Raw genomic sequence first — 14,137 nt, forward strand, 5'->3', positions numbered from 1 at the left:
TGTCCCGATCAGTCGGCGATGGTCGCGGTGGACGCCGCCTGGGCGGTGGTCACCGGCTGCGACTCTTCACGCGGCTCGATGGTGATTTCGGTGTTCTGGGGCGTCACCGGCTGGCCGGGCTGGGCCCGTTGCAGGCCGTTGACGATGACCCGGTCGTCGGGCGCCAGGCCAGCGCGCACGACCCGCAGTCCGTCCACCGTCGGACCCAGCTGAACGGGCTTGCCCGCCACCACGCCGTCGGCGCCGACCACATAGACCAGGCGGCGCGGGCCGTCGGTGACGATGGCGGTCTCGGGCACCAGCAGGGCCTGATAGGCCTCCGAGCCGGCGACGCGGGCGTGGCCGAACATGCCGGGCGTCAGGAAGCCGTCGGCGTTGTTCACCACCGCGCGCAGGCGGATGGTGCCGGAGGAGGCGTCGATGGCGTTGTCGGTGAAGTCCAGCGTGCCGGACCAGCGATAGTCGCCCTCGTCCTGCAAGCGGATGCGCACCGGGGCGCCGCCGCCGGAGCGGGCGTCGCGCTGGTACTTCAGCAGCAGGGCTTCGGAACCTTCGAAAGTGAAGTGGATCGGGCCGCCGGACACGATGGTGGTGAGGACGTCGGCGGCCGACGACCCCCCGGCCACCAGATTACCCACGTCCACACGGCGGTCCGACACACGGCCGGACGACGGGGCGGTGACGCGGGTGAATTCCAGATCCAGTTGGCGCGCGCGGGCATTGGCCTGGGCGCCGGCCAGGGCGGCTTCGGCCTGGCTGACCGCGGCGCGGGCGCTGTCGAACTCGGCCTGGGACACGGCCTGGGCCTCCAGCAGTCCCTCGGCGCGGGCGAATTCGGCGCGGGCCAGGTTCAACTGGGCCTCGGCCTGCGCCACCGAAGCGCGGGCGGAGGCCAGGGCGGCCTGGGCCGGGCGGGGGTCGAGGGTGAACAGAAGTTGGCCGCGCTGGACCATCTGCCCGTCGCGGAAGTGGACGGCCTGGATGTAGCCGCCCACCCGGGCGCGCACGTCCACGGTCTGAACGGCCTCGAAACGGCCGACGAACTCGTCCCAGTCGGTGACCTGGCGCGCCAGGGGGGTGGCCACGGAAACGGGGGCGGCGGCCGGCGGGGCCTGACCCTCGGCGGGGTCTCCACAGCCGGAAAGGACGAGCAACGCAAAAGCGCTCGCGGCGATCACGCGGTACGGTCGCATGGGGTCTTCTCCTGTCGGGACGGACCACGTATGCGATGGGGAGATCGCCGCGAGTCAACGTCTGATGACTTACTGCTCGCGATGGCCTATGTTTGTCAACAGTCGTTGACTTCAAAAACTGTGACGCTTGTTCCGACTGACTGGAGATTGGTTCTGACCGACTGTTCCGCAAGACCCAGAAACGCCGCGAACACGCGGGTGCGGATTCTGGAATCCGCCCGCGAACTGTTCTCCCATAAGGGATACGACGAGGTGGGCATGCGCGACATCGGCCGTGAGGCCGGTGTCGATGCGGCCCTGGTGTCCCGCTATTTCGGCTCCAAGGAGGACCTGTTCGCCGAGGTGCTGCGCAGTTGCGGCGATGCGAAGGACTGGTTCGAGGGCGACCGCACCGACTTCGGCCGCGAGCTGGCTTATGAGCTGGTCTATGATCCGTCCGAGATGGATGACTGCAAGCTGGACGGCCTGCTCATCATGCTGCGCTCCATGGGGTCGCAGAAGGCGGCGGAGATCATTCGCCAGTCAACGCACGAGCGATTCTATGCGCCGTTCATCAAATGGCTGGGCGGCGAGGACGTGGAAGTCCGCTCGCGGATGGTGCTGGGGGTCCTGATGGGCATGGCGCTGAGCCGCGACATGGCCGGCGGTTATGGCCTGTCGGAAGAAGACACCGCCAAACTGTGCGAGCGGCTGGCCGTTCTGTTCCAGAACTGCATCGATGGCGATTGCTGAGCGAAAATCCGGACGCTGAGGAATTCGCCGAACGCTGAAATCTTTTCCTTAACCTTGTTAGCGCTCTCATTGCTGAAAAGGCACTGGGGAGAGCGCCTTGGACAATCACGCCCTGCTGGCCTTCGTTGGCCCGGAAGCCTGTCGGTTCGCCTTGATGGAGGCGACCGGCGATCGCCCGCGCCTGTCCCAGTATCGGGAGGTTCCGGTCCGGCTGGGCGACAGCCTCTGTAGCCTGATGAGCGCTTATGCGCTGGGCCTGGGCCGTCCGCTGCCGTCCCGCCTCGGCCTGGCCGTCGCGGCCCCGGTCAACGACGAGCGGATCACCGTGACCCAGTCGGGCTGGTCCTTCACACGCCACGAGCTTTGCGAGACCTTCGGTTTCGAGACCCTGTCGCTGATCAATGACGCGGCGGCGGCGGCCTTGTCGCTGCAGTGGCTGGAGGCCGGGGACACCCTGGCCATCGGAGCGGCGGACGCGCCGGTGGGAGGACTGGCTGAAGGACGCTATGCGGTGGTCAGCGCCGATTTCGGCCTGGGTGTCTCGGCCGTGGAGATCGGGCCGGACGGCTGCCGGGTGATCGATACCGAGGCGGGCCACCTGGCCTTCGCCCCGGACAATGCGGAGGAGTTCGAATTGCTGGCCCGGCTGGGCGCGGTGTTCGGACGGGTGTCCTACGAACGGCTGATCTCCTGGCCTGGACTGGCCAATGTGCATGAGGCGCTGGCGCGGGCGCCCGGCGCGCGGCCTGACGAGCCGCTGGATCCGCTGGAGGTGGCGCTGTACGCGCGCACGGGCGCCGATCCCCACTGCCGCGAGGCGCTGGACCGGTATCTGGCGGTGCTGGGGGATTTCGCGGGGGCGTCGGCGCTGGCGCTCGGCGCCAATCAGGGCGTGTTCCTGACCGGCCGCGCCATGGTGGAGATGCAGGACCAGATCGCCGCCAGCCGGTTCCGCGAGCGTTTCGAGGCCAAGGGCCGGTTGAGCGGGGTGGTGGCGCGCCTGCCGGTGTGGGCCGTGGTCAATCCGGGCGCGGTGCTGATCGGGGCGGCCCGCAAGCTGACCACCGACCGGGCGCGGGCCGAGGCGCCCATGCTGATCCCGCCGTCACCGCCCAAGGGGGCCGCGCCGCCGCCTTCAAGACCGGCGGACCGGAAGTTGGTGCGGCGGCTGGGGCAGCCGCTGCTGGATGCGGTGGCCAGCGGTTTGCTGGTGGTGGATTCTGATCTCAACATCGTGGCCTCCAACGAGCGCTTCTGGGCCGGATCGGCTGCGCCGGAAGCTCTGAGACGGCCGGGCGCGCCGGTGGAGCCGTGCCTGAAGGCTCTGGCCGAACTGGGCGAATGGCGGGCCGAGGACGTGGAGACGGCGCTGGGCCGGCTGCGCAGCGCCGAGCCCTTCGTCATCGAGCGTCAGGGGTTCGGCGGGCGCGTCACCCGGGACGAGGCCCTGCCCATTGCCTCGGGCGGCTGGATCATCACGGCCGAGGATGTCACCGTCGTAGCCCGCCGGGCGCGCGAGCTTCAGGATCTGGCCGCGGATCTGCGCGACGCCAAGAGGGACGCCGAGGCCGCCAACGAGGCCAAGTCCGCCTTCCTGGCCACCATGAGCCACGAGATCAGGACGCCCCTGAACGGGGTGCTGGGGATGACCCAGGCCATGGCGCATGACGAACTGTCGCCGATTCAAGCCGAGCGGCTGAGCGTCATCCGACAATCTGGAGAGTGCCTGCTGGCCATCCTCAACGACATCCTCGACCTGTCCAAGATCGAGGCGGGCAAGCTGGAGCTTGAGGAGACCGACTTCGATCTGGAGGCGCTATTGCTGGGCGCCCGGTCCACCTTCACCGCCCTGGCCAACAAAAAGGGCCTGTCGTTTGATCTGACGGTGGCGCCCGAGGCCCTGGGGGTCTGGCGGGGTGATCCGACGCGGGTGCGCCAGATCCTGTACAATCTGATCTCCAACGCCCTGAAGTTCACCGAACAGGGCGAGGTGCGGGTGGCCGCAGCGTGTGATGGCGACGCCTTGACCCTGACGGTGACGGACACCGGCATCGGCATTCCAGAACCGTGCCTGAAGGGTCTGTTCGACAAATTCGTCCAGGCCGACGCCTCCACCACCCGGCGCTATGGCGGCACGGGGCTGGGCCTGGCCATCACGCGCCAACTGGCGGAGCTGATGGGCGGCGGGATCGTGGTGTCGAGCGCGGAAAGCAAAGGAACGGTGTTCACCGTGCGCCTGACCTTGCCGCGCGGCGAGGCCGTGACGACGGCCGGCGAGGCGCCCGCGCCCGCCCCTCTGACCGCCGAGCGAGGGCTGAAGGTGTTGGCGGCCGAGGACAACACCGTCAACCAGCTGGTGCTCAAGACCCTGCTGCACCAACTGGGGGTGGACCTGACCGTGGTGGATGACGGGCTGGAGGCGGTGGAGGCGTGGGGGCGAGAACCCTGGGATCTGATCCTGATGGACGTGCAGATGCCCCGCATGGACGGCCCCGGCGCCGCGCGCGCCATCCGGGCGGCCGAGGCGATGACGGGCCGTGCGCGCACGCCCATCATCGCCCTGACCGCCAATGTCATGACACATCAGGTGGCGGAGTATCTGGGCGCGGGCATGGATCGTTGTGTGGCCAAGCCCCTGCAGATCGGCGCCCTGGTGGAGGCCATGACCGCCGTGACGTCGCCCGACTATGACGCCCAGGCTGATGCGGCCTGACCTGCCACACTTGAGGAGACGCCCATGAGCCTGCCCACGAACCGTCGATCCGTCCTCGCGGGGGCGGGGGCCCTGACCGGCAGTCTGATAGCGGGCGGCCGTGCGCTCGGTCAGGAGCCCCGCAAGCTGGGCTACGCCATCGTGGGTCTGGGCGGATACGCCAACATCATCATGCCGCGCTTCGCCGAGTGCCGGCATTCGCGGCTGACGGCGCTGGTCAGCGGCGATCCGGCCAAGGCGCGGCGCATCGCGGCTGAATATGGCGTGCCCGAGCGCAACATCTACGACTATGCGAACTTCGATCGCATTCGCGACAATCCGGATGTGGACATCGTCTATGTGATCCTGCCGGTGGCGCTGCATCATGAGTACACCCTGCGGGCGGCGGCGGCGGGCAAGCACGTGCTGTGCGAAAAGCCCATGGCCATGAACGCCGGCGAGGCCGCCGAGATGATCGCGGCCTGCGACGCGGCGAACGTGAAGCTGATGATCGGTTATCGCTCGTGGTTCGAGAGCCACAACCGAGAGGCCATGCGCATGACGGCCGCGGGCGAACTCGGGCCGCTGCGGCTGGTGACGTCACAGCACGGGTTCAATATCGGCGATCCGAACCAGTGGCGGCTGGACCCTGCCCTGTCGGGCGGCGGCTCGATGATGGACATCGGCATCTACAGCCTGCAGTCGGCCCGCTATCTGAGCGGCGAGGAGCCGGTGGAGGTCGCCGCTTTCGAACAGACCGATCGGTCGGACCCCCGTTTCCGCGCGGTGGAGGACACCCTGCTGTTCCAGCTGCGCTTTCCGTCCGGCGCCGTGGCCGACGGCGTGTCGTCCTACAGCTCCCACCACGGGCGGTCGCGGGCCGTGGGGGCGGCGGGCTGGCTGGATATGGAGCCGGCCACGGGTTACGGCGGCCACCGGATGCGCGTCCATCTGGAGGGGCGCACCCGCGAGCATGAGCCGCCGATCCTGCCCCTGAACCAGTTCTCCGGCCAGCTGGATCACCTGTCGCAGTGCGTGCTCACCGGCGCCGAGCCCATTGTGCCGGGCGAGGAAGGCCTGCGGGATATGCGCATCATCGACGGCATGTATCAGGCCGCGCGCGAGCGCCGGCCGGTGGCAATATGACCGGCCAGCGAGATGGTCTCGCGAGGATCGGGCGGCGCGGCGTTCTCGCGGGCGGGGCGGGGGCCGCCGCCTTGGGCATCATGGGATGTGGAGGCGGTCGGATGACCAGCATGGAACGCCAGAGCGTGGGCGGCGTGCATCGCCTGTCGCCGGAGATGGATTCCATCATCGCGCCCGGCGCCCGGGTGGAGGTGCTGGCCGAGGGGTTCGACTGGGCCGAGGGGCCGGTCTGGGTGGAGGCGGGCGGCTATCTGCTGTTCACCGACGTGCCGCAGAACGTGATCTGGCGCTGGTCGGAGACGGGCGGGTTGTCGGAGTTCATGCGGCCCTCCGGCTTCGACGGCGAGGATGGTTCGCACCTGCGCGAACCGGGCGCAAACGGTCTGGTCATCGAGCCGGCCGGGACGCTGCTGATGTGCGATCATGGCAACCGGTCCCTGTCGCGGGTCGATCTGGCCACGCGCGAGAAGACCATCGTCGTGGACCGGTTCGAGGGGCGGCGCTTCAACAGTCCCAACGATCTGGTGATCCACCGGTCCGGCGCGGTCTATTTCACCGACCCGCCCTATGGGCTGGAGGGGATGAATGAGTCCCCCGTCAAGGAACTCGCGCACAACGGCCTCTATCGGATGGCGCCGCACGGCGCGGTGACGCTGGTCGACGACGCCCTGACCTTTCCCAACGGCGTCGCGCTGTCGCCGGATCACGGCACGCTCTATGTGGCCGTGTCCGATCCCGAGGGGCCCGTGGTGATGGCCTATGAGCTTGACGAGGCCGGCGGGGCGCGTGCCTCGCGCGTGCTCTTCGACGCCGCGCCGCTGATGGGGCCGGATGCGCCGGGCCTGCCGGACGGGCTGAAGGTGGACGCCCGGGGGCGCATTTTCACCACCGGCCCGGGCGGCGTGCTGGTGCTGACGCCTGAGGGGGAACTGCTGGGCGTCATCGACACGGGACGGGCGACTGCCAACTGCGCCTTCGGCCCGGGAGGGGCGAGCCTGTTCATGACGGCGGATGATCGGCTGACGCGAGTGGCTCTGATACCGGCCTGACGCCCCGCCTCAAGGCTGCGGTGAAAAAATGCCACAGACGGTGGTTGAAGCTCGCTAATTGGAAAATTGTGCCTTTGCCCTGTTGCACCGCACAGGGAATTGATGTCTCTTGCCGTCATCGCAGACCAAGGCTGACGACGTGAACAACCGCGCGCCCATCACTGGACAGACCCGGACGGCCATCGCCGCCGTGCGTCCGCATGTGGCTGTCGACGGCCTGAAAACCCTTATCCTGATTACCGTACTGGTGCTCGTGCTTCTTGGAAGTGCGGGGCTGCACGCGACCTGAACTCAAACCTCAGGACCGCTCGCACAGCCCCGCTTCCACCGGAAGCGGGGTTTTTCGTGTTTGGGCGGTCCGGATCAGCCGGAACCGATGACGCAAAATTCTTCCTCACCTTCGTCCCCGCCCAACCGCCGTAGCGCGGCGGTGACGCGCGGCCCGAACCGGGCGGCGGCGCGCAGCTATCTGCGGGCCGCAGGCATGGACGACGCCGATTTCGAGCGGCCGATGATCGCGGTGGTCAACACGTGGTCGTCGGTGACGCCCTGCAACATGCATCTGGACCGGCTGGCCGACGATGTGCGCCGGGGCATCCGCGAGGCGGGCGGCTGGCCGGTGGACTTCAACACCATCGTCGTCACCGACGGCATCAGCATGGGCACGCCGGGCATGAAGGCGTCCCTGATCAGCCGCGAGGTGATCGCCGACTCCATCGAGCTGGCGGTGCAGGGCCATCAGCTGGACGGGGTCGTCTGCATCGTCGGCTGCGACAAGACCATCCCGGCCGCAGCCATGGCCCTGGCGCGGATGGATATCCCCGGCCTGGTCTATTACGGCGGCACCATCATGCCGGGCCGGATCGGCCAGAAGGAAATCTCGGTCCAGGAGATCTTCGAGGCCATCGGCGCCCACGGCGCCGGTGCGCTGGATGACGCCGGGCTGAAGGCGGTCGAGGTGGCGGCCTGTCCCGGCGCCGGAGCCTGTGGCGGCCAGTTCACCGCCAACACCATGGCCATGGCCCTGAGCGTCATGGGCCTGTCGCCCATGGGCGCCAATGATGTGCCGGCGGTTCATCCCGACAAGGGCGAGCAGGGCGAGCGCTGCGGCCGTCTGGCGGTGGAGCTGACCGTCAAGGGGATCAGCGCCCGCGCGTTCATCACCCCCCGGTCACTGATGAACGCGGCGGTGGCGGTGTCGGCCTCGGGCGGCTCGACCAACGCGGTGCTGCACCTGACCGCCATCGCGGCGGAGGCGGGCGTGCCGTTCGGGGTCGAGGACTGCCACTTCGCCTGCGAGACCACCCCGGTCATCTGCGACCTGAAGCCGGGCGGGCAGTTCCTGGCACACCACCTGTTCGTGGCCGGCGGCACCCGTCTGGTGGCCCAGCGGCTGGCCTGGGCGGGCAAGATCGCCGATGCGCCCACCGTCTCAGGCCGCTCGCTGTTCGAGGAGGCCGCCGAGGCCGAGGAAGCCCCGGGCCAGAAGGTCATCACCGACTTCGACCGCCCGGTCATGGCGCGCGGCAGCTATGCGGTCATCTACGGCGACCTGGCCCCCGAGGGCGCGGTCATCAAGCTGACCGGCCACAAGGTCGATCGCTTCGAGGGACCGGCCAAGGTCTTTGATCGCGAGGAGGACGCCTTTGAGGCGGTCCAGTCCGGCGCGGCGGGCGAGGGCGACGTGATCATCATCCGCCACGAGGGACCGCGCGGCGGCCCGGGCATGCGCGAGATGCTGCAGGTCACCGCCGCCCTGAAGGGCCGCAAGATCGAGAACGTGGCCCTGATCACCGACGGCCGGTTCTCGGGCGCGTCCTACGGCTTCGTGGCCGGGCACGTGTCGCCGGAAGCCGCCGTGGGCGGACCCATCGCGCGGGTCCGCGACGGCGACCGGGTCACCATCGACGTCACCAACCGCCGCATCGATGTGGACGCCGACCTGGGCGCGCGCGCGCCGACGACGTCCGACCGCGAGGCGCCGACAGGGGTCTTCGCCAAATACGCCGTTCTGGCGGCCTCCGCCTCGCAGGGCGCGGTCACCATTCCCAATCCGCCGCCGGCGCGCACCGCCGATTCCTTCCAGGGCCGGCCTCGCGCCGCCAGCACCCAGACCGCTCACGAGGACGCCTGATGCCCATCACCATCTACACCAACGAAGACATTCGGCCCGGCGCCATCGCCGGCCAGCGCATCGCCATCATCGGCTATGGCAGCCAGGGTCGCGCCCATGCGCAGAACCTGAAGGACTCCGGTCACGACGTGATAGTCGGCGTCCGCGAGGGCGGCAAGGGCTGGAAGAACGCGGCCGCGGACGGGGTGCCGACCGCCGAGCCGGCCGAGGCGGTCAAGGGCGCCGACATCATCGCCATCCTGACCCCGGACATGATCCAGGGCGAGGTCTACCGAGACATCATCGAGCCGAACGCCAAGCCCGGCGCGGCCATCCTGTTCGCCCACGGCTTCTCGATCATCTACGACCGGGTCACCCCGCGCGAGGACATGGACGTGATCCTGGTGGCGCCCAAGGGCCCCGGCGATCTGGTCCGCCGCGAATATGCGCGCGGCCGCGGCGTGCCCAGCCTGTTCGCCATCGAGCGGGACGCCACGGGCAAGGCCCGGGACCGGGCCATGGGCTACGCCAAGGGCATCGGCGGCGCCACCGGCGGCCTGCTGGAGACCAGCTTCCGCGAGGAGACCGAGACCGACCTGTTCGGCGAACAGGCCGTGCTGTGCGGCGGCGCCAAGGAGCTGGTCATGTCCGGGTTCAACACCCTGGTCGAGGCCGGGTACCAGCCCGAGATCGCCTATTTCGAATGCCTGCACGAGCTGAAGCTGATCGTGGACCTGTTCTACGAGGGCGGCGTCACCAAGATGCACGAGTTCATCAGTGAGACCGCCAAATACGGCGCGGTCGCCTCGGGCCCGCGGGTGATCAACGACGAGACCCGCGCGCGCATGAAGGAGATCCTGGAGGACATCCAGTCGGGCCAGTTCGCCCGCCAGTGGATCGCCGAGAACGAGGCCGGAAAGGGCCAGTACGAGGCCTGGCTGAAGGCTGACTACGAGCACCCCATCGAACAGACCGGCGCCCGCCTGCGCGAACGCATGGCCTGGCTGCACGCCGCCAAGTCCGAAGCGGCCTGAAGCCAGAGGATCGCTGAAAGCATCACCATGACCGCCGCCGCCCTGAAACAGCCCGACGCCGCCACAGCCCCCCAGACGGGCGCGCGCCTGCTCGTCTCCAGCCTGGAGGCGATGGGCGTGGATGTGTTGTTCGGCTATCCGGGCGGGGCGATCATGCCGGTCTATGACGCCCTGACCGGCTCGTCCCTGCGCCACATCCTGGTGCGTCACGAGCAGGGCGCCGCCTTCGCCGCCGACGCCTATGCCCGCTCGTCGGGCAAGGTGGGGGTGTGCATGGCCACCTCGGGCCCCGGCGCCACCAATCTGATCACCGGCATCGCCAACGCCATGATGGATTCGGTGCCCATGGTCTGCATCACCGGCAATGTGGCCACCGGCCTGATGGGCACGGATTCCTTCCAGGAGATCGACATCCTGGGCTGCACCCTGCCCATCGTGAAGCACAGCTGGATCGTGCGAGACGCCGCCGACATCCCCTCGGTGGTGGCCGAGGCGTTCCGGGTGGCGAAGGAAGGCCGGCCCGGTCCGGTCCTGATCGACCTGCCCAAGGACATCCAGTTCGCCGAGGTCGCCCAGCCCTTCGCCGCGCCGATCTTCAACGACCCGGTGGAGGCGGCGGACCATGCCGCGATCCGCGAGGCCGAGGCCGCTATCCGCGCCGCCGAGCGTCCGGTCCTGTACGTGGGCGGCGGCGTCAAGATCGCCGGGGCGGTGGATGAACTGCGCGCCTTCTTCGGTCGCACCGGCATCCCGGCGGTGGCGACCCTGAACGCCCTGGGCACGATCCCCACGGGCGCGCACGGCTTCCTGGGCATGATCGGCATGCACGGCACGCGCGCCGCCAACGAGGCGGTGCAGGAAGCCGACCTGCTGGTGGTTCTGGGCGCCCGGTTCGACGACCGGGCCACGGGCAAGCTGGCCGAGTTCGCGCCCCACGCCCGCATCGTCCACTACGACATCGACCCGGCGGAAATCTCCAAGCTGCGGGAGGCGACGGTTGCGGTGGTCGGCGATCTGAAGGCGAGCCTGGCGGCCACGGATCCGGGACCGCTGGCCATCGATCCGTGGATCATGCGCTGCATGGCCCGGGCCCAGCGCCACGCCGCCCGCTATGACGCGCCGGGCGACGGGGTCTATGCGCCGGCCCTGCTGAAGGAGCTGTCCGAGCGCGCCGGGGACGACTTCGTCGCCGCCTGCGACGTGGGCCAGCACCAGATGTGGGCGGCCCAGCATTGCCGCTTCTCGCGCCCCGAGGCGCATCTGACGTCGGGCGGTCTGGGCGCCATGGGCTTTGGCCTGCCCGCCGGATTGGGCGCCAAGCTGGCGCGGCCGGACGCCCAGGTGGTGACCATCGCCGGGGACGGCGGCTTCATGATGAACATCCAGGAGCTGGCGACCCTGCGCCGCTACGGGATCAACCTGAAGATCGTGCTGCTGGACAACGCCTCGCTGGGCCTGGTGCGCCAGTGGCAGTCGCTGTTCTTCAACGAGAACTATTCCGAGGTCGACCTGTCGGACAATCCGGACTTCGTGGCGGTGGCCCAGGCCTTCGGCGTCGAGGCCTTCCGAATTAGCCGGCGCGAGGAGGTCTCCGCCGGAATCCAGCGGCTGCTGGACGCGCCCGGCCCCTGCCTCGCGCACGTCGTGATCGATCCCAGGGAAAACGTCTGGCCGCTGGTGCCGCCGGGCAAGTCAAACGCAGAAATGATGGAGGGCGCCTGATGAGCGACACCATACACATCCAGATCGACCGGGCCGACGGCTCGCTGCAGCGTCTCATCGGACTGGTGGAGCGCCGGGGCTTTCATATCGACGGGCTGAGCCTGACCGACGAGGGCGTCATGCGCCGCGCGGCCATCACCGTGCGGGGGCGCGACGACAGCCGCTGCGCCGAGGTCCTGCGCCGCCAGATCGACCGGCTGATCGGCGTCAGCCGCATCGACGCCGTCGTCATGCAGTCGGAGGCCGCGTGATGGCCGACGTATCAAGACCCGTATCCCGCACCGCGGAGCTGGCGGCGTCGGACCCCAACCGCGTCATCGTCTTCGACACCACCATGCGGGACGGGGAGCAGGCGCCGGGATTCTCCATGTCCACAGCGGCCAAGCTGCGCATGGCCGAGGCCCTGCGCGATCTGGGCGTGGACGTGATCGAGTCCGGCTTCGCCGCCGCCTCGCCCGGCGACGAGGAAGCCATGCGGCGCGTGGCCGGAGAGGTGGAGGGGCCGGTGTTCTGCTCGCTGTCCCGGTCCAGTGAGAAAGACATCGACGCGGCGCACCGCGCCCTGTCGCCGGCGCCGAAGACGCACCGCCGCTGCCACATCTTCCTGGGGACGAGCCCCATCCACCGCTCGGCCAAGCTGCGCATGAGCACCGACGAGGTGCTGGCCGCCGCCGTCCGTTCGGTGGCCTACGCCCGGACCCTGTTCGACGACGTGGAGTTCTCCGCCGAGGACGCCTTCCGCACCGAGCCGGCGTTTCTGGCCGAGGTGATGGAGGCCGCCGCGGACGCCGGGGCCCAGACCCTGAACGTGCCCGACACGGTGGGCTACGCCACGCCGGACGAGGTGCGGGCGCGCTATGCGGACCTGATCGCCCGCATCCGTCCGAAGCATCCGCACGCGGTGTTCTCGGCCCACTGTCACGACGACCTGGGGCTGGCCGTGGCCAACTCCCTGGCGGCGGTGGAGGCCGGGGCGCGGCAGGTTGAAGGCGCCATCAACGGCATCGGCGAACGGGCGGGCAACGCCTCGCTGGAAGAGGTCATCATGGCCCTGCGCACCCGGGCGGACCGCTATGACGTGACCACTGGCGTGGACTGCCGCCATCTGGTGCGGACCAGCCGCCTGCTGTGCGAGATCACCGAGAGCCCGGTGGTGCGCAACAAGGCCATCGTCGGCATCAACGCCTTCGCCCACGAAGCCGGCATCCACCAGCACGGCATGATGGCCGACGCGCGCACCTACGAGATCATGCGCCCCGAGGACGTGGGCTTCGAGGGCAGCTTCTTCGTGCTGGGCAAGCACTCGGGCCGCCACGCGGTGGCCAAGCGCGCCGCCGTGCTGGGCCACGACCTGACCGGGGGCGTGCTGGCCGAGGTATTCGCCGGCTTCAAGCGCCGCGCCGACGAGATCGGCGAGATCAACGACACGGAGCTGACGGCCATCATCGCCGCCGCCGCCGACCGACAGGAAAGACCCGCCTATGCCGCCGCTGGCTGACTACATCTGGATGAACGGCGAGATGACGCCCTGGGCCGAGGCCAAGGTCCACGTCATGAGCCACGCCCTGCACTACGGCACCTCGGTGTTCGAGGGCATCCGCGTCTATGACACCCCGGACGGGCCGCAGGGCTTCCGCCTGACCGACCATGTGCGCCGCCTGTTCGACAGCGCGCGCATCTATCACTTCGCCCTGCCTTTCACCGAGGACGAGGTGCTGGACGCCTGCAAGGCCATCGTGCGGGCCAACGGCCTGAAGGGCGCCTATCTGCGGCCCATCGCCTTTCTGGGCGAGTGCGGCATGGGGGTGACCCCGGCCAAGCCGCAGGTGGACGTGACCATCGCCGCCTTTCCGTGGGGCGCCTATCTGGGCGACGAGGCGCTGGAGAAGGGCATGGACGCCTGTGTCTCGTCCTGGCAGCGCGCTGCGCCCAACACCGTCCCGACCGGGGCCAAGGCGGGAGGCAACTATCTGTCGTCCTATCTGATCGGGCGCGAGGCGCGGGTGGGCGGCTTCGGCGAGGGCATCGGCCTGGGCGTGGACGGCCGTCTGTCCGAGGGGGCGGGCGAGAACCTGTTCATCGTGCGGGAGGGGCGCATCCTGACGCCCTCGGCGGCGTCCTCGATCCTGATGGGCATCACCCGCGACACGGTCCTGCAACTGGCCCGTGATCAGGGCGTCGAGGTGGTGGAGCAGAGCCTGCCGCGCGAGATGCTGTACCTGGCCGACGAGATCTTCATGACCGGCACGGCGGCGGAGATCACCCCGGTGCGCTCGGTGGACGGGATCGCCACCCGCGCGAACGGGCCGGGGCCGGTGACCAAGGCGCTGAACGCCGCCTTCCGGGGCCTGTTCACCGGCGACACGCCGGACCGCCACGGCTGGCTGGAGCCGGTCTACGAGGGTGCGACGGCGCGGGAGGCGGCCTATGCATAGTCCTCCTTTCCGCTCATCCCC

Annotated in this window: 12 protein-coding genes; 11 read left to right on the forward strand and 1 reads right to left on the reverse strand. The window is 69.3% G+C overall.

Translation table 11 applies throughout. The features are described from left to right. Window positions 1-8: 8 nt before the first annotated feature. Window positions 9-1,193 (reverse strand): efflux RND transporter periplasmic adaptor subunit, encoded by a 1,185-nt coding sequence (locus IWC96_RS15040; protein ID WP_196839224.1) that lies wholly within the window; start codon window positions 1,191-1,193, stop codon window positions 9-11. A 198-nt stretch (window positions 1,194-1,391) separates the two neighbouring features. Here IWC96_RS15040 and IWC96_RS15045 point away from each other — a divergent pair, with 198 nt between their 5' ends. The 11 genes from IWC96_RS15045 to IWC96_RS15095 all read left to right on the forward strand — a co-directional run bounded on the left by IWC96_RS15045 (window position 1,392) and on the right by IWC96_RS15095 (window position 14,116). Continuing rightward, complete coding sequence (locus IWC96_RS15045) at window positions 1,392-1,925, forward strand: TetR/AcrR family transcriptional regulator (RefSeq protein WP_021695860.1); 534 nt, start codon at window positions 1,392-1,394, stop codon at window positions 1,923-1,925. Window positions 1,926-2,022: 97 nt separating this feature from the next. Next, on the forward strand, window positions 2,023-4,638 hold the full coding sequence (locus tag IWC96_RS15050) for a glucokinase (protein ID WP_021695859.1): 2,616 nt from the start codon (window positions 2,023-2,025) through the stop codon (window positions 4,636-4,638). A 24-nt stretch (window positions 4,639-4,662) separates the two neighbouring features. After that, window positions 4,663-5,763, forward strand: a complete 1,101-nt coding sequence (locus IWC96_RS15055) for a Gfo/Idh/MocA family protein (RefSeq protein ID WP_021695858.1) — start codon at window positions 4,663-4,665, stop codon at window positions 5,761-5,763. Window positions 5,764-5,864: 101 nt separating this feature from the next. After that, window positions 5,865-6,812 carry an SMP-30/gluconolactonase/LRE family protein gene (locus IWC96_RS15060; protein ID WP_052516682.1) on the forward strand — a complete coding sequence of 316 codons (948 nt, stop codon included), beginning with the start codon at window positions 5,865-5,867 and terminating at the stop codon, window positions 6,810-6,812. Between the two features lie 139 nt (window positions 6,813-6,951). Then, window positions 6,952-7,101 (forward strand): hypothetical protein, encoded by a 150-nt coding sequence (locus tag IWC96_RS15065; RefSeq protein ID WP_158332105.1) that lies wholly within the window; start codon window positions 6,952-6,954, stop codon window positions 7,099-7,101. An 87-nt stretch (window positions 7,102-7,188) separates the two neighbouring features. Beyond that, window positions 7,189-8,946: a dihydroxy-acid dehydratase gene (locus IWC96_RS15070; RefSeq protein WP_021695855.1), complete on the forward strand. Its 1,758-nt coding sequence runs from the start codon at window positions 7,189-7,191 to the stop codon at window positions 8,944-8,946. Beyond that, window positions 8,946-9,959: a ketol-acid reductoisomerase gene (ilvC, locus tag IWC96_RS15075; RefSeq protein WP_021695854.1), complete on the forward strand. Its 1,014-nt coding sequence runs from the start codon at window positions 8,946-8,948 to the stop codon at window positions 9,957-9,959. Before IWC96_RS15070 ends, ilvC begins: the two co-directional genes overlap by 1 nt. 27 nt (window positions 9,960-9,986) lie before the next feature. Further along, complete coding sequence (gene ilvG, locus IWC96_RS15080; protein ID WP_021695853.1) at window positions 9,987-11,681, forward strand: acetolactate synthase 2 catalytic subunit; 1,695 nt, start codon at window positions 9,987-9,989, stop codon at window positions 11,679-11,681. Next, the gene (locus tag IWC96_RS15085) at window positions 11,681-11,932 is read left to right on the forward strand and encodes an ACT domain-containing protein (RefSeq protein ID WP_021695852.1); all 252 of its coding nucleotides are present in this window, start codon (window positions 11,681-11,683) and stop codon (window positions 11,930-11,932) included. Before ilvG ends, IWC96_RS15085 begins: the two co-directional genes overlap by 1 nt. After that, window positions 11,932-13,179: a 2-isopropylmalate synthase gene (locus IWC96_RS15090; RefSeq protein ID WP_021695851.1), complete on the forward strand. Its 1,248-nt coding sequence runs from the start codon at window positions 11,932-11,934 to the stop codon at window positions 13,177-13,179. The genes IWC96_RS15085 and IWC96_RS15090 overlap by 1 nt, the downstream gene beginning before the upstream one ends. After that, window positions 13,163-14,116, forward strand: coding sequence for a branched-chain amino acid transaminase (locus IWC96_RS15095; RefSeq protein ID WP_021695850.1), 954 nt, complete (start codon window positions 13,163-13,165; stop codon window positions 14,114-14,116). Before IWC96_RS15090 ends, IWC96_RS15095 begins: the two co-directional genes overlap by 17 nt. Window positions 14,117-14,137: the final 21 nt, after the last annotated feature.

The sequence above is a fragment of the Brevundimonas sp. BAL450 genome, from assembly GCF_015767455.1.
Taxonomy (GTDB): domain Bacteria; phylum Pseudomonadota; class Alphaproteobacteria; order Caulobacterales; family Caulobacteraceae; genus Brevundimonas; species Brevundimonas abyssalis.